We start from the raw sequence: 19,045 nt of genomic DNA on the forward strand, positions 1-19,045 counted from the left end.
ATCTAAGTTAGCTGCGGATTCATAGCAATCCACGCAGTTTTCGTAGCATCCGCCGACCTTCTGTCGCTAGGACTTACTCGACGCGCAGCACCAGGCCGGTCGCATCGGTGACGAAGGTGCCTTTGGTTTGGTCAAGCATCACCAGGGCATTGCCAAACGGATCACGAACGACGGCGCAACGGCCGATCGGGATGTCGAACGGCTTCTTGATGATCGTGCCGCCCGCTTCGACGAAGCGCTCCAGCGCGGCGTCGACACTGTCCACAAGTAGGTCCACCTCGGGACCCAGATCGGTATGCAGGACAAGCTCCGTGTCCGTTCCTGGCATTCCCAACCCAGCTGCCTCTGGCGATCTCCAGAGAAGCGGATGCCCAAGGGCTTCGGAGTAGAACCCCAGAGCGGCGTCCAGGTCCGCCACCTTGAGCATCACGCAATCGATCTTGTGGAACAGTGGTCCGCTCATAGCACTTCCGGCGTATGTGGTGGGTTCGGCAGATAGGTATGGATGAGCGTGTCGAACAGCTCGCAGCCGAGGACTTCACCATCCTCGGTGAATCTGCTGCGGCATCGACAGCGCTGGCGGCCGTTCCCGTCGCGGCCGTGCTTCACGACATCGGTATGGCCGCAAAAGGAACACCTGCGGTTCTCGAGCACCATCTGGGTCCGGCGTTCGATGGAAATGTCACCGAGTCGAGCACGAGCCAAGCGCCGCAGCAGTTCGGAAAGGTCGAGGCTTTGCGCCGGATCAAGTTGCTCCGCCACGCTCGCCTTCAGCCTCTCGACCTCCAGATCGTCCATTTTGCCGCTCCAAAAGCGGCCGCAACACTACGCTCCAGCCCGTTCCGGAGCAACCGAATCGGCTGAATCCACAGCTACCCAAATTGCGTCAATGAGACAGGGCGCCAGGCTGAGTTCACCGGCGCCCGTCTCCATTCGCTCTCACCGGTTGGTCAGGCGAGCCCGCCGATGTGAAAGCTTTTCATTTCGAGATATTCCTCGATGCCGCATTGCGCGCCCTCCCGGCCAAGGCCGGACTGTTTGACGCCGCCGAAGGGAGCGACCTCGGTCGAAATGGCCCCTGTATTCAGGCCGATCATGCCGAATTCGAGTGCTTCGCCGACACGCCAGGAGCGTTTCAGGCTCTCTGTGTAGAAATAGGCCGCAAGGCCGAAAGGCGTGGCGTTGGCAATGACGATTGCCTCTTCCTCGCTGTCGAAACGGAAAAGCGGGGCAACAGGTCCGAAGGTCTCTTCGCTGGCAAGCTGCATGTCTGTCGTCGCACCGCCAAGCACCATAGGTGCGGCATATTGATCGCCTGCCGGCATGGAGCCCGCGGTGGTGAGGATCTTTGCTCCCTTTTTTACCGCATCGTCCACGTGACGATTGATCTTCTCGATCGCCGCCTTGTTGATCATCGGCCCGATATCCGTGCCGGCATCCGTGCCGGCCCCAACCTTCATGGCCGATACGCGCGCGCAAAGTTTGGCGGCAAAGGCCTCGTAGACACCCGACTGGACGAGAAGGCGGTTGGCGCAGACGCAGGTCTGCCCGCCATTGCGGAATTTCGATGCGATTGCGCCTTCCACGGCAAGATCGAGATCGGCATCGTCAAAGATGATGAAGGGCGCATTGCCGCCGAGTTCGAGGCTGAGCCGCTTGACGCTGTCGGCTGCGCCGCGCATCAGCAGCGAGCCGACGCGGGTCGAGCCGGTGAAAGAGATCTTGCGGACGGTCTGGTTCGCCATCAGTTCGTCGCCGATGGCGGCCGGCATGCCTGTGACGATATTGATCACGCCCTTGGGGATGCCGGCGCGCTCAGCCAGGACCCCAAGGGCTAGTGCCGAATAGGGGGTCAGGTCCGATGGCTTGACGACGACCGTGCAGCCTGCGGCGAGCGCCGGCCCCACCTTGCGGGTGATCATCGCATTGGGAAAATTCCACGGCGTGATGATCGCCGACACGCCGACAGGCTCCTTCAGAACGACGATCCGTCGGTCGGCCGTCGGGGAGGGAATGGTCGTTCCGCCGATGCGGCGCGCCTCCTCGGAGAACCATTTGATGAACGAGGCGCCGTAGCGGATTTCGCCGCGCGCCTCCGCGAGCGGCTTGCCCTGCTCCCGGGTGAGGATCAGCGCCAGATCCTCGATATTTTCGAGCATCAGATCGTGCCAGGCCTCCAGCAACGCGGCACGCTCGGCATTGGTCTTTGCGCGCCAGGGACCAAAGGCCTTTTCCGCCGCGGTGATTGCCGCCCTCGTATCGGCTCCGTCCATGTCGGGCACCGTGCCCAGCACATGCTGCGTCGCCGGGTCGATCACCTCGATCGTGCACCCGGCTGCCGCCCCGCGCCATTCACCGTCGATCAGCCCTTTTTGGCGAAGCAGGCTGCTATCTCTCAATCCGTTCATTCCATCCTCTTTCATCAGAGCATTCCGTTTCTACAATTCCGATCGCAAGGCCGCTGTGTACTTTTGCTGGAATTGCTCTAGTCGAGTGCCGAAAGCACCGATGCCGTGATCGCGTCCGTCTTGTCCTTGCCAGGAACTGCGCCGATGCCGCGTGCCGTCGTCGTCCCGATTGCGGCCATCACCTTTCCGGCGGCAGCCGTTTCTCCGAGATGCTCCAGCATCATCGCGCCTGACCAGATGGCGGCGATCGGATTGGCGATGCCGAGATGGGCAATGTCTGGCGCCGAGCCATGGACGGGTTCGAACATGGAGGGCGCCGAGCGGTCCGGATTGATATTGGCGGAGGCTGCAAAGCCGAGTCCGCCCTGGATGGCGGCGCCAAGGTCGGTGAGGATATCGCCGAACAGGTTGGAGGCGACTACGACGTCGAGGCTTTCCGGCGCCATGACCATGCGGGCGGCCATGGCGTCGATATGATAGCTGGTCACCTCGACATCGGGATATTCGGCGGAAAGCCTCTGGGTGATCTCGTCCCAGAACACCATTGAATATTTCTGCGCATTGGACTTGGTGACAGAAGCGAGCTTGCCGCGACGTGCGCGCGCCTGTTCGAAGCCGAAGCGAAGGATGCGCTCTACGCCCTTGCGGGTGAAGATCGAGGTCTCGACCGCCACTTCATTGTCAGCGCCCTGATGGACGCGGCCACCGGCGCCGGAATACTCACCCTCGGTGTTTTCGCGGATGCAGAGAATGTCGAAGGCGTCCGCCTTCAGCGGACCTTGAACGCCCGGCAGCAGCCGGTGCGGGCGGATGTTGGCATATTGGACGAAGGCCTTGCGGATGGGCAGGAGAAGCCCGTGTAGCGAGACCGAATCCGGCACTTTCGCCGGCCAGCCGACCGCGCCGAGCAGGATGGCATCGAAGGATCTGAGCGTTTCGATGCCGTCGGCGGGCATCATGCTGCCGTTCTCCAGATAGAAGTCGCAGGACCAGGGATAGCTGGTTGCATCAAGAGAAAATCCGTTCGGGCGCGCCGTCTTTTCGAGCACGGCCCAGGCTGCTTCCGTCACGTCGCGGCCGATTCCGTCTCCGGGCAGAAGGGCGATCTTGTAGGTTTTCATCGCAGGTCCTTACAGGCTGATGAGCACGCTTTTGCTCTTGCGGTTGGCAAGATAGGCTTCGCGGCCGAGATCTTTGCCGATGCCGGACTGCTTGTAGCCGCCGGTCGGCAGTATGTGGTCGCGTGAGCGACTGAAACGGTTAACCCAGATAGTGCCCGCCTGCAGGCGGCGGGTGAGCCGGATCGCTCGGGAAAGATCGCGAGTGAAGAGTCCGGCCGCAAGTCCATAGGTTGGGTGATCGGCCAGCGTCAACGCCTCCTCCTCGTCGGCAAAGGTCTGTAGGGTGAGGACGGGTCCGAAGATTTCTTCGCTGACTGCTGGTGAGAACGCGTCGCGAACGGCGATCAATGTCGGCTGGTAAAAATAGCCCGGCGCATCCATCGGTGCGCCGCCCAACAAGCATTCGCCCCCCGCCGAAACAGCTGACTCGACAATGCTGTGGATGCGGTCCAACTGGCGCTTGGATATGATCGGCGAATATTGGCTCGTCTCGTCCCAGGTCGGCGCCGCCTTCACCATCTTCATACGCGCGACGATCGCTTCGGCGAGAGGTGCAGCAATGGATTCCTCGACGATCAGCCGGGAGCCGGCGACACAGGCCTGCCCGGCATTGGAAAGTATGCCTTGGGAAATTACCAAGGCGGCCTTGTCGAGATCGGCATCTGCGAACACCAGTTGCGGGCTCTTTCCACCGAGTTCCAGTGTCATCGGCTTGACGCCCGTGCGGGCGATATTGGCCATGATGGCAGAACCGGCTGCGGTCGAGCCGGTGAAGCTAATCTTGGCGATCTCCGGGTGGCCGGTAATGGCATTGCCCGTGACCTGGCCGTCGCCAAGGACGATGTTGATGAGACCTGCCGGCAGGCCGGCCCGGATTGCCAGTTGGGCGAGATAAATGGTCGAAAACGGCGTCATTTCGGACGGCTTTAGAACCACCGCATTGCCGGCCGCAAGTGCCGGACCAAGCTTCCAGCCAGCCATGGAAACAGGAAAATTCCAGGGCGTGATGGCACCGACGACGCCGTAAGGTTCCGCCATGATCATGCCGAGATTGCTATCGTCCGTCGGCACGAGATCGCTTCCCTCCTTATCGGCGAATTCGGCGAAGAAACGGATCTGCTCTGCGGTGACGGCAATGTCGCCGGAGACAAGCTGGCCGACGGGGCGTGTTGAGGAAAGCGCTTCGAGTTTCGCAAGCGTTTCGGCCTCGCTCTCGATGAGGTCTGCCCAACGCTGCAGCGCGACAGTACGCTCGCGCGGGCGTACGCCGCCCCAGTTGCTCACCTTCAAGGTCTGTTTGGCGGTTTGGACAGCGCGATCAACCAGGTTCTCGTCAGCGACCGGGCAGCCGCCATAGGCCTTGGCATCGGATGGGCGATGCATGTCGATGACGCCTTCGGCCGCTACCAGCCGGTCGCCGATGAAGTGTCCGACCGGCAAGGGAAGTTTGTCCGGATCAAAGCTTAGTGTCATTGCGCGTCCTCTGCGTGGCTTAAAGGCGAGGATAGGGCGATAACAGAAGCAGCATGCATCGACTGGCGATGCCGGGACGGCGGAAAATTACGTTTTGCGTGACGCCGCAGTCGAATCTTCGGCGGTGGCGCCGATGCTAGATTGCGAAGCGCCGTGAAAAGCTTGCCTGAGGCAATCGGAAAACGATGCTACGAACCGTGACTGCGGCCGGGCCTGGTTGATCGTGAGCGACACGGGCGTCGGGACCGTCGGACGAAAAGGGCGGGAGACAATCCCCTCGATTGGGCTCCATAGCGCAAGTTCATCGACAAGCGCGATGCCAAGTCCCTGACGGACCAGCGGCAGGGCGCCGACCGAGGACGCGATCTGGATCGAGACGTCGCGCCTCTGGCCTTCCGATGCGAACGCTTCATCGAGAGCCGCGCCGAATTCCGCATGCGAGCCATAAGAGATGAGCCGGCGGCCGGCGAGCATGGACGGCGTAAGCGTCGCTTCGGCAGCAAGTGGATCGGTCGCGGGCAGGACCGCCACAACCTTTGCAGAAAACAGCTTCTCCACCCGCATGGTCGGGGCCAGGATCGGTGACAGAGTGACGCCGATGTCAACGTCACCGAGCGATAACGCCTCGGCGATCTCGCGCTTCGGCAGCGTATGAAGATGGATTTTCACCTCGGGATGGTGGTTGCCGAAAGCGGCGAGTGTCACCGGCAGGACCGAATAGGCGAGCGGCAGGCTCGCACCGATGCGGATGAGCCCGATCTTGCTGGCGCCGACATCGCGGGCAAGGGATGAAAGCGCCTCCAGTTGCCGAAAGACGTGGTCGGCATCGCCATAAAGGATATGCGCCTCGGTCGTCGGCGCGAGCCGGCCGCCGATCCTTTCGAAAAGGGGATAGCCAAGCTGATCTTCGAGATAGGCGAGCAGCTTGCTGACTGCCGGCTGCGAAATGCCGAGCGAATTGGCGGCCGCAGTGATGGTGCCGTCGCGCATGATCGCCCGGAAGACTTCGAGCTGGCGGATGTTCATGGCACGGCGCCTCCGGCGGTTTCTTCCTCAGGTAAGAGCGTAGCGGATTCGCATTGTTTCAAACAGCATCCGCATTTCGTCCGCAACAGGGGGGCGATCGCCCGCGACCTTCTCGACCGCCTCGAAGATCCGATGCTTCAGGAAATAACGCCAGCCGACTGGCTGAGAGGCGAGGAAGGCGGTCAGGAGGTCGTAGCGCTCGCGGTTCCAGATCGCTTCGAAGGCGCGCCGTTCGAGGCCATGGGTGATGACCGCTGGCACTGCGGGCCTGCGGCCTGAACGGATTTCCGCGGTCGCTTCCTCGTCGATGCTGCCGGCGCGAATGACGAGCCCGTAATCCCGCTCGGCGCTTGCAACGCTGACGGCGCCGCGGCGCACGTCTTGCAGAACTGCACCCGCCGGCCGCGACAGGGGATCTCCGTAGCCACCGGCGCCGGGACCGACGATGCGGATCACGTCGCCGGGACCGCAATGGACGACATCAGTATTGCCGAGCGAGACCTCGTCGGACCGGCCCGGATTGCGAAGGAACCGGGAAATGCTGCCGGCATGTGCCCCGTTCACGCCCCAGGCCGGCATGATCGAGCGATTGCGGTTGCGGGCGGTGACGATGGTTTCCGGCGCCGAGATCTCAAACTCCATGATGGCCGACAGACCGCCGCGATGTCGCCCGGGCGCGCCCGTATCGCGCTCCAGGCCGTAGCGCAGGAAGCGGATCGGCACCTCTGCCTCGCTGATCTCGATCGGCGTATTGCGTAGAAACCCCGTGGCGCCACCTGCACCATCGCTGCCGTCACCGACAGGCGTGCCTCCGCCGCCTCCGCCGACCGGCCCGATCGAGGCCATGATCGAGCGCCCGGCCCGACTTGTCGTCTTGATGTTCATGATGGCGTTGCCGCCCGGCGAGGCGGCGGGCATCAGGTTGGGCAGCGCCTGGACGAAGGCGCCGACGGTGACAATCTGGGTCATGGCGCATGTGAGCGAGCGCATGCCGACGGCTGCTGGCCGGCTGCAGTTGACGACCGAGCCCTCGGGCAGGATCGCACGTGCAGGCCTCAGTGTGCCGGCGTTGAGGAGCAGGCTGGTGTCCAGCGTGTAAAGCACATAGGTCAACCCGACCATGACCAGCGGATGGCGGTCGCGTCCGCCGGTCGGCATGTTGAGCGAGGAGCCGAGTTGTGGGTCGGAGCCGGTATAGTCGAGCACGACCTCATCGCCGCGGATCTTGAGGGTGAGCGCGATCCTGCAGGGCTTGCCGCCGACGGAATCCTCGTCAGCATAATCGGCGAAGAAATAATCGCCGTCTGGCACGCGCGCGAGGATACTGCGCGTTTGCGCCTCGGCATAGTCGAGGATCTGCGCGACACCCTCGAGGAAGGTACGGCAACCGAAGCGGCGTATGACCTCCCGGATCTTGCGCTCGCCGACATTGACAGAAGCGATCTGCGCATGGAGATCGCCGAGATTTTGTTCGGGCAGGCGGACATTGGCGCGGATCACGTCGAGGACGAAGCGGTTCATTTCGCCCTTCGAGACAAGTTTCGTTGGCGGGATGCGCAGCCCCTCCTGCTCGACCTCGCTCAAGGACCGCGAGAGCGAGGCCGGAACGGCGCCGCCAACATCGGTGTTATGGATGTGGCCGACGACGAAGCAGGCGATCTCTCCCTCGAAGAAAACCGGTTTCCAGATGTGAATGTCGGGCGAATGGGTGGCAACGAAGCCTGAATAGGGATCGTTGGTGATGCAGATGTCACCCTCCTCATAGTCCTTGAGGGCCTCGAGCAGCGGGCCATAGTCGATGCCGCTGTACCAGGGCGCACCGAACTGGCGCGGATTGGCGAAGGCGAGCCCCTCGCGCGTGACGATCTGGCAGGAGAAATCTTCCGTCTCCTTGACGAAGGCGGAGTGGGCGGTGCGCATGAGCGTGAAGGCCATCGCGTCGGCGGCGGCCGAGCAGAAGTTTGCGAGCACCTTCAGATTGCGGCGGTCGATGGCCATGATCAGAGCTCCGTCTTGGTTATAACGAGATTGCCGAAGCAGTCGACGAGGACCTCGAAGGCAGGCGGCACGACGGTGGTCGTGTCGTCCTGGGCGACGATTGCCGGGCCGCGGAAGCGATGGCCTGCGGCTAGGTCGGCGCGGTGATAGAAGCCGGTCATCCAACTGCGGCCCGAAAACCAGCCCTCGACGTGAAAGCGCGGCTCGGCGGGAGCCTGCGCGACGGCAATGGGATTGAGCGGCGGCTTCTGCGTGGCGCCCGCAATGACGAGACGCAGGCTGACCATCTGGACGTCGGCGTTCTCGTCACGGTGGCCGTAGAGACGATCGTGCTCCTGGTGGAAGGCGGCCCTTATCGCAGCGGCATCGCCCTGGCGTAGCCAGGCAGGCTGGATCGGCGTTTCGATCTCGAAGGATTGACCAAGGTAACGCATGTCCGCGGAGAGACGAATGCTGCCGCGGCCGCTGTAGCCCTGCGTCTCGAGCCAGGCGCGCGCCTCCACTTCAAGCGCCTCGAATGTTGCACAAAGTCCGGCGAGCGCCTCGGCCGTCACCTCGCAATAGACCGTGCGGATGAAGTCATTCTTGAGATCGGCGACGAGCCCGCCATAAGCAGAAACGACACCAGCGGTCGGCGGCACCACGACGCCCCGCATGTCGAGCTCCTTGGCGAGAAAGCAGGCGAGCATCGCGCCGGCACCGCCGAAGGCAAAAAGGTGGAACTCGCGCGGGTCGATGGCAAACCGCGAGACGAGCGCGCTCACCTCCGCATACATGCCGGACACCGAGATATCGACGATATTTCCGGCAAGTTCCTCGACGCTGGTGCCGAGCCTTTCGGCAAGCGGGGCAAGAGCCGCTTGCGATGCGGCGTGATCGACATTCACGGCGCCATAGCCGAGCGGCATATGGCCGATGAGATTGGCGGCCGCCATTGCGTCAGTGATCGTCGGCCTCGTACCGCCGCGCCCGTAGCACGCGGGACCGGGAGTAGATCCGGCACTCTCGGGCCCGACATGGAGAAGCCCAAGCCGATCAATCCAGGCGACTGAACCGCCTCCCTGGCCGACGGAGCTTACCGATACTGACGGTACGTGGATCTGGAAATCGCCAATCAGTTCGCCTGTGCCGTATTGCGCCTCGCCATCGATGATGACGGCGACGTCGGCGCTGGTGCCGCCGATATCGAGGCTCATGATGCGGTCGAAGCCGCTCGCCTTGGCGAGATAGCCGGCACCGATGACGCCCGAGGCGGTGCCCGACAGGATCATCTGGACGCATTCTGAACGAGCCTGGTCGATACCCATGACGCCGCCATTGGTCTTGGTGATCAACAGCGGGCAGGTGACGCCGCGCTCGCGCAGGACCTTTTCGAAGCGGTCGAGATAATTGGCGACACGCGGCTGAACGTAGCCGCTGATCACGGCCGTGATGGTGCGTTCGTACTCGCGCATGATCGGCCAGGTGGCAGCCGAGGATATGACCGGCAGCCCCGGTGCAAGCCGCTCGATGATCGACGTGACGGCATCCTCGTTGGCAAGATTGCGGTAGGAATGCAGAAAGGCGAGCACGATCCCCTTGCAACCGGCTTCGATCGCCGCCTGGACGGCGCACGCAACGTCCGTCTCATCAGGCGTCTTCAGAACCTCGCCGGTCGCCAGGATGCGCTCATCGATACCGAAAACCCGGTCGCGGCTGACCAACGGTTCCGGCCGCACGGAATAGAGATTGTGAATCTCGGGGATCTTGAGACGCGCGACCTGCAGCACGTCTTCGAAATTTTTGGTGGTGAAAAGAGCGATTTCATGGCCGTTGCGCTCAATGACAGTATTTACGCCGACGGTCGTTCCATGCGTGAAATACGAAACCTCGCTCGGCTCAATTCCGTCGCGCTCGGAGAGGATGTCGAGAGCAGAGAGAATCTCCTCGCCAGGCGCATCCGGCCGCGAGAAGACCTTCAGTGTGGCGAGTTTTCCCGTGCCCGTGTCGAACACGGCGAAGTCCGTAAAGGACCCGCCGACGTCGACGCCAATGCGATAGGTCATAGCGCACCCCCTTGTGTGATCAATGAGAGGATGCGCGGAGGCAGCCGTTGAGACCACGAAAGACATGAAAGGAATCCATAACCTGCGGTTATGGCTCGCGCGGCTCTGTCTCGTCCGGCTTCGGAACGGTCATGTAATATTCGGGATGCGGAGCCGGACGGTAGCCGGCCTTCTCGTAGACGGCGTGCGCGTCACGGGTCGCCAGCATCCAACTGGTGACGCCGGCGAGCTCCGGATGGTTGCGGATCTCTTTGGCGAGCCAGCAGGCGAGCCCTCTGCCACGGTGGGTCGGCAGCGTGAAGACATCGCGCAGATAGGCGAAGACGGCATAGTCGGTGACGACGCGGCCGAAGGCGGCGAGGGTGCCGTCTTCGGCGTAGACGCCAATCGGCAGCGAATGTTCCAGCGCTCGCTGCAACTGGTCCAGTGTCATGCCGCGCGCCCAGTAGGAATCGGCTGCCAGGAAGCGGTGGACCGTTGCCGGATCGAGGCGGGCGCGATCCGTGCTGAGGAGGTAGCCGTACCGGGAAGACTCGAAGACGATCGGGTCGCGCGGCATCGGCGTCACATCACGGTCACATAAATCTTGCGCACGGTCTCGATCGTCTTCCAGACCCCGACAAAGCCTGGCTTCATGACGAAACTGTCGCCGGTCTTATAGATGACCGGCTCGCCGCCTTCCTGGGTGAGCTCGACGACGCCTGAAAGGATATGGCAGAATTCGAAGGTCTCGCCCTTGATCGAGCGAGTCTCGCCGGGCGTCGCTTCCCAGACACCGGTATGGACCATCTCTCCGCGGGCGACGTCCTGCGCCCAGGTCTTGAAGGAGGGATTGCCGGAGATCAGCCGTTCGGGAAGAGGGTCGGACTCGCGCGGCGCAAAGGTCGGGTTGGTTTCGATAGTCTTCAACAGGGACATGGCTTTTCTTTCCTGTGGGTTGATAATTTAGTAGCCGCGCTGGCGATCGACCAGCCCGATGGGGTCGAGGCCGGCTTGGAAGCGCTTGATGTTTTCGATCACCGCCATCGCGGCGGTTTCGGGTTGGGTGACGCTGGCGATATGCGGCGTCAGCAGGATTTTCGGATGGATCCAGAAGGGATGGTCTGCGGGGAGCGGCTCTGGATCGGTGACGTCGATCACGGCGCCTGCGAGATGCCCACTGTCGAGGGCGTCGAGCAGTGCCTGATGGTCGAGCTGCGGGCCGCGGCCGACATGGACGAGCGTGGCACCGGCCGGGAGCAGCGCAAAGAGCTCTGCGCTGAGAAAGCCGCGCGTTTCGTCCGTCAGCGGCAGCAGGCAGACAAGAATGTCGGTGGAGCGCAGCAGTGTATCGAGGCCGTCCCGGCCGCTCAGGCACCTGATTCCGTCGATTTCGCGCGGGCTGCGGCTCCAGCCGGACATCGGGAAACCGAACGGCCTCAGACGTTCGAGCACTGCGGTGCCGAGCATGCCGAGGCCAAGCACGCCGACACGGCGTTCTTGAGCCTGAACCGGAGCAATCGCCTGCCAGAATTTTCGTCTCTGTTGCTCGAAATAGGCTGGTAGGTTGCGATGCAGCGCGAGCACGGCGAGCGCCACGTATTCCTGCATCATTCGGACGATGCCGTCCTCGACCATGCGTACCACCTTCACATGCGCCGGGACGGCATCGATGCGGAATTGGTCGACGCCGGCGCCGATGGAAAAGAGTATCTCGAGATTGCGATAGCGCGCGAGATTTTCCGGCACCGTCCAGGTGATCAGGTAGCGCACCGCGTCCGGATCGACTGTCTCCGGGTCCAGTGAAAAGGGAATGTCGGGCAGTCCGTGCGCAAACGCTTCGGCGAAAATTGCGCCGCGCTTGGCGTCGGAGTTAAAGAGGAAGGTCATCGTGGTTCCTTCGTGATCGTCAGGCGCTGCAGCGGGCGCCGAGCGCCTCGATCACCGCCTGGCAGGCGAAGAGTTCGTCTGCGCAGATGAATTCGTCCGGCTTGTGGGCACGACCGATGTCGCCAGGCCCGCAAATGATCGCATCGATGCCCGCCCGCTGGAAAAGCCCGGCTTCCGTACCATAGCTGACGGCGGCGAGCGGCGCGCACCCGGTCAGGTCCGCAAATAGCGTTGCAAGCGGCGCATCGGCGGCAAGCGAAAGCGCCGGATAGGCACTGAGTTCCTGCCATTCAACCTTGAAGCCGTGTTCCGTCAGCGCTTCGGCCGCGGCACGGACGGGTGCGAGCAGCACGATGGGATCAACGCCGGAAATTGCGCGCGCCTCGAACTCGGCTTCGCACGAATCCGGAATGATGTTGACCGCCTGTCCGCCCCTCAGCGTGCCAATCTGGAGAGAGGAATAGGGTGGCTCGAAAACGTGCTCGAACGGGCCTCGTGCCAGCCGGTCGGCTTCCGTCACCGTTTGGGCGAGCACGCCGGCGATGGCGTGAATGGCATTCAACCCCTGGTCCGGCCGAGAGGAATGACCGGAACGACCGTTGACCGTCAGCCGGGCGGAAGCCTTGCCTTTGTGCGCACGGATCGCGCGCATGCCGCTCGGCTCGCCGATGACGGCGCCGAGCGGGGTTTTACAGAGCTCAGGCAGGCGCGCGATCATATGCGGTACCCCTCGGCAGCCCGCCTCTTCGTCGTAGGAGAAAGCGAAGTGGATCGGACGCCGGAGCGGCGCCTGCGCGAGGCCCGGAGCGGCAGCAAGACAGGCGGCAAGGAAACCCTTCATGTCGGTTGCGCCGCGACCATATAGGCGGCCCGCTTCGGCGCGTAGCCGGAAGGGGTCGCTCGTCCAGCCGCTCTCGGCAGCCGGGACCACGTCCATATGGCCCGAAAGGATGTAGCCCGGCACGTCCCTCGGGCCGATGGTGGCGAAGAGGTTCGATCGGTCACCCTCCGGGCCGGGAAGGATCGTGACGTCGATGCCGTGGCTTTGCAAATAGTCGCGGATCCAGGCTACGATCCCGGCATTGGGCGTGCCGACAACGGAGGGGAAGCCAACGAGCGCTTCAAGGATTTCCATTGCCTGCATTATTGTGGTCCTCAAAGCATACCCGGCTTGCCGAAATCGGTGCCGTCGATCATGCGTTCGTAACGATAGGGTGTCGGATCGACGCAGGGCGCGTCATCCCGGATGAGGTCGGCCGCGAGGCGCCCGGCCGCCGGACCGATGCCGAAGCCGTGACCGCTGAAGCCGGAGGCGATGAAAAGGCCCGGCTGCGCCTTGACCGGAGCAATAACCGGGATCGCGTCCGGGGTCGAATCTACCATGCCGCCCCAGGCCTGCGCGACCTTGAGGCCGGCAAGCTGCGGATAGATGTTGCGCAGTCTTTCGAGCCCCTTGTCGATCAGGCGCCGGTCGGGCGCCGGATCCAGCACGCGGACGCGTTCGAAGGGCGAGACACTGTCAGCCCGCCAGCGCGAAAACGCTTCCGGTCCTTCGAAAAACTGACGTCCGATCGCGAAGGTGAGCCCCTTGCGGCGCGCCTGGAAGGTCGGCCAGAAGGCCTTCGCCTGCATCAAGCCCCAGGGCGCGATCTGCAACTGACCTTGACCACTCAAGCCCACCGTGTAGCCGCCGTCGAGGCGGCGGCGCAGCGCGACGTTCTGCATTGAAATTCCGCCTTCGGTCACCGCTGCGGCGGGTTCCGTGTAGAAGCACGTCGATTTCACCGAGGCCTGCAGGAAGCGGACGCCGTGATGACGCAGCAACATGCCGCTCCAGGCGCCTCCAGCGACGAGCACGGCCGAGCAGCGGATCGGGCCCTGTTCCGTCACCACGCCGGATAGGCGGCCGGCCTCGGTCTCGAATGCGCGTACGGCGCAGTTCTGCACGATGACGGCGCCGGCGCGCTGGGCGGCGCGGGCAAGAGCGGGAACCGCAAGCTGCGGCTCGGCGCGGCCGTCCGTAGGGGAATGCACGCCGCCGACCCAGTTGCGGCTGTTTCCAGGCAAGAGGGCGGCCGTCTCGGCAGTGGTTAGCATGCGCGTATCGACATCGAAAGCACGAGCGATTTGGCTCCATTTCTCCCAACTTGCGATATCTGCTGGATTGCCGGAAGCGTAAACAAGGCCCGTGCGGCGAAAGCCAGTTTCTTCGCCGAGGTCAGCATTCAGACCAGCCCAGATACGCATCGCAAGCTGGGCGAGCGGCAGTTCGCGCGGATCACGGTTCTGCTGGCGACACCATCCCCAATTGCGGCTCGACTGCTCGCCCGAAACCAGGCCTTTCTCGACGATGGCGACAGAGGTTCCTCGGCGCGCGAGTTCATAGCCTGCAGCCACGCCAGCCATGCCGCCACCAATGACGACGACATCGATACGGGACGGGATCGTGGAGGCACTGGAAACGCGGCTAACCGGAGGCGACATCTCTAATCTCTTAACTTTCACGGCGGTGCCGCCGGTTCGAGCCAGTTTCGTTGAGTCTAGACATCAACCCAGACGTTACATGCCGAAATCGCGGAAGATTTGGTCGATTGTTGTGTTTCCAGTAGCCTCACAAGCAATTTCTGTCGGTTGCCTTGGCATACCATTAAGTCGCCCTGCCGATGCGTGATCGCGCTCGGCGTGAAGATCGGTGTTCAGGAGAAACGCACGTGGTTCCAAGGGAATCGAGAGTGGTCGACAGTTTCGATATGCGTATTGCCGATCTCAGCACCACAGATCTCGATCGGCTGCATGCGCTATCGATTTCTGTCGGATGGCCGCATCGCGCCGAAGACTGGCAGTTGCTGCGGGAAATCGGCGAGGGCATCGTTGCGATGGACGAAATCGGCCGCATAATGGGCTCTGCGATGTGGTTTCCCTATGGTGTGCATTTTGCCACGATCGGCATGGTGATTACCTCTCCCCGTCTGCAATCGAACGGTGCCGGGCAATGGCTGATGGGCCATGTGCTGGATCGGCTTGAAGGGCGTGACCTTGGGCTCAATGCCACGCGAGCCGCGCGGCGTCTGTACCAATCCCTGAATTTCACTCGAGAGGGGACTGTCTACCAGTGCAATGGCGAAGCGATCGCTCCGCCGGAACTTGATCCACCGGTCGGCAGCGTGCTGCGGGCGTTGGAGCCCGGGGATCTTGATGCCATCGCCGAGTTAGACAAGGCTGCCTTCGGTGCAGATCGCAGGATATTGCTGGCCCGACTGCTGACATGCTCCAAGGGCATCGGACTGATGCGCGGCGGCAAGATCGAGGCTTTTTCGCTTTGTCGGCCGTTCGGGCGTGGCCACGTCATCGGGCCTGTTGTGGCCGCCAGAGACGAGGATGCAATCGCGGTGGTTCATCCGCACGCCACCCGACATGCCGCCTCCTTCCTACGGCTCGACACCCGCGAAAAGGACGGGAGGTTTTCCGAGTTTCTGTCCCGCTGCGGTCTTCCGGTCTACGACACGGTGACAACCATGTCGCTCGGGCGACGTTGGCTCGCTGTACGTCGAGGTGATGCGCCACGCGAGCCCAGAACCTACGCGCTCGCCAGCCACACACTCGGCTGATCGAACTCAATCTGTCCTGCCTGGGGAGGTAAGCATCCATGGCGGCCATCCCGCTCTGCGAGCCGATCGAAAAACCCGTCGTGCGTATCGAGCACGATCTACTCGGAGACTTCGCGTTGCCTGCTGACCGCTATTACGGCGTACAGACGGCGCGTGCTTTGGAGAATTTCCGCATCACGGGCATTAAGCTGTCGGATTTCCCGCATCTCGTAGCCGCGTTGGCGATGGTGAAAAAGGCTGCGGCGCGCGCCAATCGCAAGTTTGGTATTTTGAGCGATGCGCACGAGGAGGCGATTTCCGAAGCCTGCGACGAGATCATTGCAGGAAGTCTGCATGATCAGTTCGTGGTCGACATGATCCAGGGAGGCGCCGGCACATCGACCAACATGAATGCCAACGAGGTTATTGCCAACCGTGCCCTTGAACTTCTGGGCCACGGCAAGGGTGAATACTCTGCGCTCCATCCAAACAATCACGTGAATCTGTCCCAGTCGACCAATGACGTCTACCCGACGGCAGTTCGGCTTTGCATTCTTCGTAGCTATGGTGATCTGCGCGGTCGCATGGACGAGCTCAGGCTCGCTATGCAAGCCAAGGGCGAAGAGTTCCAGCACATCGTAAAAATGGGCCGCACCCAGCTTCAAGACGCCGTGCCGATGACGCTCGGTCAGGAATTTTCGAGCTTTGCGACCACGATTGGGGAGGATATCGCCCGCCTTGATGAGGCCGCCCGCCTCTTCCGCGAGGTGAACATGGGCGCGACGGCGATCGGGACGGGCATCAACAGTCCGATCGGCTATTCCGAGACAGTGATTGAAGTGTTGTCGGAGTTGAGCGGCGAAGAGCTCGTCCCTTGCCCCGACCTCGTCGAAGCAACATCCGATACCGGCGCGTTCGTGAGCTTCTCGAGCGTCCTCAAGCGCATTGCTGTCAAGCTGTCGAAGATCTGCAACGACTTGCGTCTGCTTTCGAGTGGCCCCCGAACAGGATTGGGCGAAATCCGGCTGCTAGCGGTGCAGCCTGGCTCGTCCATCATGCCGGGCAAGGTCAATCCAGTTATTCCCGAGGTGGTCAACCAGGTGGCCTATCAGGTTATTGGGCACGATCTGACCGTGACATTTGCCGCCGAGGCCGGGCAGCTACAGCTGAACGCTTTCGAGCCGGTGATCGCTTTCGACATATTGCAGTCTATTCGGATGCTCACGCGCGCGATTGAAGCGCTCACAGAACGATGCGTTAAGGGCATCACTGCGGAGGAGCAACATTGCCACGAGCTGGTGAAAAACAGTCTGGCCATCGTCACGGCCCTCAATCCGCGCATTGGTTATGAAAACGCAACGCGCATCGCGACGCTTGCCCAGAGATCGGGGCGGCCGATCGCCGACGTGGCCTTGGCGGAAGGTTTGTTGAGTGCCGGTGAACTTGGCGAATTGCTTGATCCGCAAAGCATGATCGGGCCAACGCGCGGCGAGACCCTAAGCAAAGCGTAATGGAGTAGCGCTGCGATTGCAGCGCGAAGCCAACTCAGACAATCCGAGGAGTATTTCGTGGCATCCCATCGTTACCCTGTCCTGGAGTCCGTAAAGACACGAACGCTTATCGACAATGAGACTTATCTCGAATGGTATAAGGAAAGCGTCGAAAATCCCGATGCCTTCTGGGCCGAACATGGCAAGCGCATCGACTGGTTCAAGCCCTATACGAAGGTCAAGAACACGTCCTTTACCGGGAAGGTCTCGATCAAGTGGTTCGAAGACGGCGAAACCAATGCCTCACATAACTGCATCGATAGACACCTGAAGGACCACGGCAACCAGGTCGCGATAATCTGGGAGGGGGACGATCCCTCGCTCCACAAGAAGATCACCTACAACGAGCTCTACGAGCATGTCTGCCGCATGGCGAACGTGTTGAAGAAGCATGGCGTCAAGAAGGGTGACCGCGTCACCATCTATATGCCGATGATACCCGAAGCGGCCTATGCCATGCTCGCCTGTGCTCGCATCGGCGCCGTGCATTCTGTCGTCTTCGGCGGGTTCTCGCCGGAAGCGCTTGCCGGACGTCTCGTCGACTGTGGTTCGACGTTCATCATCACCTGCGACGAGGGCGTTCGCGGCGGCAAGCCGGTGCCGCTGAAGGACAATGCCGATACCGCGATCCACATCGCGGCCCGCCAGCATGTGACGGTCGGCAAGGTCCTCGTCGTGCGCCGGACCGGCGGCAAGACGGGCTGGGCTCCCGGCCGCGACCTTTGGTACCACCAGGAAGCGGCGACGGTGAAAGCCGAGTGCCCGCCTGTGAAGATGAAAGCGGAGGATCCCCTGTTCATCCTCTATACCTCTGGCTCCACCGGCAAGCCGAAGGGCGTCTTGCACACGACGGGCGGATATCTTGTCTATGCGTCGATGACGCATGAATACGTCTTCGACTATCACCATGGCGATATCTACTGGTGCACGGCCGATGTCGGCTGGGTGACCGGCCATTCCTACATCGTCTACGGTCCGCTTGCGAATTGCGCGACGACGCTGATGTTCGAAGGCGTGCCGAACTTTCCCGACCAGGGCCGCTTCTGGGAGATCATCGACAAGCACAAGGTCAACATCTTCTATACCGCTCCGACAGCGATCCGTTCGTTGATGGGCGCCGGCGACCATTTTGTCACCCGCTCGTCCCGCTCGTCCTTGCGCCTGCTCGGGACGGTCGGCGAGCCGATCAACCCGGAAGCATGGGAGTGGTACTACAATGTCGTCGGCGATGGCCGTTGCCCGATCGTCGATACCTGGTGGCAAACAGAGACCGGCGGCATCCTGATCACGCCGCTGCCTGGTGCGATCGACCTGAAGCCGGGTTCAGCGACCGTCCCGTTCTTCGGTGTGAAGCCGCAGCTGGTCGACAATGACGGCAAGGTGCTGGAAGGCACTGCCGACGGCAACCTGTGCATTACCGACAGCTGGCCCGGGCAGATGCGTACGGTCTATGGCGACCATGAGCGCTTCATCCAGACCTACTTTTCCACCTACAAGGGCAAGTATTTTACCGGCGACGGCTGCCGCCGCGATGAAGACGGCTACTACTGGATCACCGGTCGTGTCGACGATGTGCTGAACGTCTCCGGCCACCGCCTCGGCACGGCCGAGGTGGAGTCCGCGCTCGTCTCGCATAATCTGGTTTCGGAAGCCGCCGTCGTTGGCTACCCGCATTCGATCAAGGGACAGGGCATCTATTGCTACGTCACGCTGATGGCCGGCAACGAAGGATCCGATGAGTTGCGCCAACAGTTGGTGAAGCATGTTCGCACGGAAATCGGCCCGATCGCCTCGCCGGACAAGATCCAGTTTGCGCCCGGCTTGCCGAAGACCCGTTCCGGCAAGATCATGCGCCGTATCCTGCGCAAGATTGCCGAGGACGATTTCGGCGCGCTCGGAGATACGTCCACGCTTGCCGATCCGGCGGTCGTCGATGACCTCATCGCCAATCGAGTGTAGACATTCTCT

Annotated in this window: 16 protein-coding genes; 3 read left to right on the forward strand and 13 right to left on the reverse strand. The window is 62.2% G+C overall.

The features are described 5' to 3' along the window. Positions 1-73 precede the first annotated feature (73 nt). The 13 genes from QA644_RS01465 to QA644_RS01525 all read right to left on the reverse strand — a co-directional run bounded on the left by QA644_RS01465 (position 74) and on the right by QA644_RS01525 (position 14,424). On the reverse strand, positions 74-463 hold the full coding sequence (locus QA644_RS01465; protein WP_194728935.1) for a VOC family protein: 390 nt from the start codon (positions 461-463) through the stop codon (positions 74-76). Then, a complete protein-coding gene (locus QA644_RS01470; protein ID WP_194728936.1) occupies positions 460-798 on the reverse strand; it encodes a hypothetical protein in 339 nt (112 codons plus the stop codon). The genes QA644_RS01465 and QA644_RS01470 overlap by 4 nt, the downstream gene beginning before the upstream one ends. A gap of 152 nt (positions 799-950) precedes the next feature. Then, a complete protein-coding gene (locus tag QA644_RS01475; protein ID WP_283070751.1) occupies positions 951-2,408 on the reverse strand; it encodes an NAD-dependent succinate-semialdehyde dehydrogenase in 1,458 nt (485 codons plus the stop codon). A 77-nt stretch (positions 2,409-2,485) separates the two neighbouring features. Beyond that, on the reverse strand, positions 2,486-3,529 hold the full coding sequence (locus tag QA644_RS01480) for a tartrate dehydrogenase (RefSeq protein WP_239595584.1): 1,044 nt from the start codon (positions 3,527-3,529) through the stop codon (positions 2,486-2,488). Positions 3,530-3,538: 9 nt separating this feature from the next. Continuing rightward, on the reverse strand, positions 3,539-5,002 hold the full coding sequence (locus QA644_RS01485; RefSeq protein ID WP_239595580.1) for an aldehyde dehydrogenase family protein: 1,464 nt from the start codon (positions 5,000-5,002) through the stop codon (positions 3,539-3,541). Between the two features lie 87 nt (positions 5,003-5,089). After that, positions 5,090-6,028: a LysR family transcriptional regulator gene (locus QA644_RS01490; protein ID WP_283070752.1), complete on the reverse strand. Its 939-nt coding sequence runs from the start codon at positions 6,026-6,028 to the stop codon at positions 5,090-5,092. A 27-nt stretch (positions 6,029-6,055) separates the two neighbouring features. Further along, the gene (locus QA644_RS01495) at positions 6,056-8,026 is read right to left on the reverse strand and encodes a hydantoinase B/oxoprolinase family protein (protein WP_283070753.1); all 1,971 of its coding nucleotides are present in this window, start codon (positions 8,024-8,026) and stop codon (positions 6,056-6,058) included. A gap of 2 nt (positions 8,027-8,028) precedes the next feature. Further along, the gene (locus QA644_RS01500) at positions 8,029-10,071 is read right to left on the reverse strand and encodes a hydantoinase/oxoprolinase family protein (RefSeq protein WP_283070755.1); all 2,043 of its coding nucleotides are present in this window, start codon (positions 10,069-10,071) and stop codon (positions 8,029-8,031) included. A gap of 88 nt (positions 10,072-10,159) precedes the next feature. After that, entirely contained in the window at positions 10,160-10,630 is a 471-nt protein-coding gene (locus QA644_RS01505; RefSeq protein WP_239595573.1) for a GNAT family N-acetyltransferase, read from the reverse strand. Between the two features lie 5 nt (positions 10,631-10,635). Then, positions 10,636-10,989, reverse strand: coding sequence for a cupin domain-containing protein (locus QA644_RS01510; protein ID WP_022718222.1), 354 nt, complete (start codon positions 10,987-10,989; stop codon positions 10,636-10,638). 27 nt (positions 10,990-11,016) lie between these two features. Continuing rightward, positions 11,017-11,940, reverse strand: a complete 924-nt coding sequence (locus QA644_RS01515) for a glyoxylate/hydroxypyruvate reductase A (protein WP_283070757.1) — start codon at positions 11,938-11,940, stop codon at positions 11,017-11,019. A 19-nt stretch (positions 11,941-11,959) separates the two neighbouring features. Next, the gene (argE, locus tag QA644_RS01520; protein ID WP_239595567.1) at positions 11,960-13,084 is read right to left on the reverse strand and encodes an acetylornithine deacetylase; all 1,125 of its coding nucleotides are present in this window, start codon (positions 13,082-13,084) and stop codon (positions 11,960-11,962) included. A gap of 11 nt (positions 13,085-13,095) precedes the next feature. Continuing rightward, positions 13,096-14,424 (reverse strand): FAD-binding oxidoreductase, encoded by a 1,329-nt coding sequence (locus QA644_RS01525; protein ID WP_283070758.1) that lies wholly within the window; start codon positions 14,422-14,424, stop codon positions 13,096-13,098. A 179-nt stretch (positions 14,425-14,603) separates the two neighbouring features. Between QA644_RS01525 and QA644_RS01530 the strand changes: the two genes are divergently transcribed. Genes QA644_RS01530 through acs form a run of 3 tightly spaced genes read left to right on the forward strand, consistent with a single transcriptional unit; the run spans position 14,604 to position 19,036 of the window. Continuing rightward, on the forward strand, positions 14,604-15,548 hold the full coding sequence (locus QA644_RS01530; RefSeq protein WP_283070759.1) for a GNAT family N-acetyltransferase: 945 nt from the start codon (positions 14,604-14,606) through the stop codon (positions 15,546-15,548). A 38-nt stretch (positions 15,549-15,586) separates the two neighbouring features. Beyond that, complete coding sequence (locus QA644_RS01535; protein WP_283070761.1) at positions 15,587-17,038, forward strand: aspartate ammonia-lyase; 1,452 nt, start codon at positions 15,587-15,589, stop codon at positions 17,036-17,038. Between the two features lie 57 nt (positions 17,039-17,095). Further along, the gene (acs, locus tag QA644_RS01540) at positions 17,096-19,036 is read left to right on the forward strand and encodes an acetate--CoA ligase (RefSeq protein ID WP_283070763.1); all 1,941 of its coding nucleotides are present in this window, start codon (positions 17,096-17,098) and stop codon (positions 19,034-19,036) included. Positions 19,037-19,045 lie beyond the last annotated feature (9 nt).

This window comes from Rhizobium sp. CC1099, assembly GCF_029714385.1.
Classification (GTDB): domain Bacteria; phylum Pseudomonadota; class Alphaproteobacteria; order Rhizobiales; family Rhizobiaceae; genus Rhizobium.

Bases quoted from the DNA above. Each gene is read 5' to 3' on its own strand.
- QA644_RS01465 (WP_194728935.1), bottom strand. From the start codon at position 463: ATGAGCGGACCACTGTTCCACAAGATCGATTGCGTGATGCTCAAGGTG.
- QA644_RS01470 (WP_194728936.1), bottom strand. From the start codon at position 798: ATGGACGATCTGGAGGTCGAGAGGCTGAAGGCGAGCGTGGCGGAGCAA.
- QA644_RS01475 (WP_283070751.1), bottom strand. From the start codon at position 2,408: ATGAACGGATTGAGAGATAGCAGCCTGCTTCGCCAAAAAGGGCTGATC.
- QA644_RS01480 (WP_239595584.1), bottom strand. From the start codon at position 3,529: ATGAAAACCTACAAGATCGCCCTTCTGCCCGGAGACGGAATCGGCCGC.
- QA644_RS01485 (WP_239595580.1), bottom strand. From the start codon at position 5,002: ATGACACTAAGCTTTGATCCGGACAAACTTCCCTTGCCGGTCGGACAC.
- QA644_RS01490 (WP_283070752.1), bottom strand. From the start codon at position 6,028: ATGAACATCCGCCAGCTCGAAGTCTTCCGGGCGATCATGCGCGACGGC.
- QA644_RS01495 (WP_283070753.1), bottom strand. From the start codon at position 8,026: ATGGCCATCGACCGCCGCAATCTGAAGGTGCTCGCAAACTTCTGCTCG.
- QA644_RS01500 (WP_283070755.1), bottom strand. From the start codon at position 10,071: ATGACCTATCGCATTGGCGTCGACGTCGGCGGGTCCTTTACGGACTTC.
- QA644_RS01505 (WP_239595573.1), bottom strand. From the start codon at position 10,630: ATGCCGCGCGACCCGATCGTCTTCGAGTCTTCCCGGTACGGCTACCTC.
- QA644_RS01510 (WP_022718222.1), bottom strand. From the start codon at position 10,989: ATGTCCCTGTTGAAGACTATCGAAACCAACCCGACCTTTGCGCCGCGC.
- QA644_RS01515 (WP_283070757.1), bottom strand. From the start codon at position 11,940: ATGACCTTCCTCTTTAACTCCGACGCCAAGCGCGGCGCAATTTTCGCC.
- argE (WP_239595567.1), bottom strand. From the start codon at position 13,084: ATGCAGGCAATGGAAATCCTTGAAGCGCTCGTTGGCTTCCCCTCCGTT.
- QA644_RS01525 (WP_283070758.1), bottom strand. From the start codon at position 14,424: ATGTCGCCTCCGGTTAGCCGCGTTTCCAGTGCCTCCACGATCCCGTCC.
- QA644_RS01530 (WP_283070759.1), top strand. From the start codon at position 14,604: ATGCGTGATCGCGCTCGGCGTGAAGATCGGTGTTCAGGAGAAACGCAC.
- QA644_RS01535 (WP_283070761.1), top strand. From the start codon at position 15,587: ATGGCGGCCATCCCGCTCTGCGAGCCGATCGAAAAACCCGTCGTGCGT.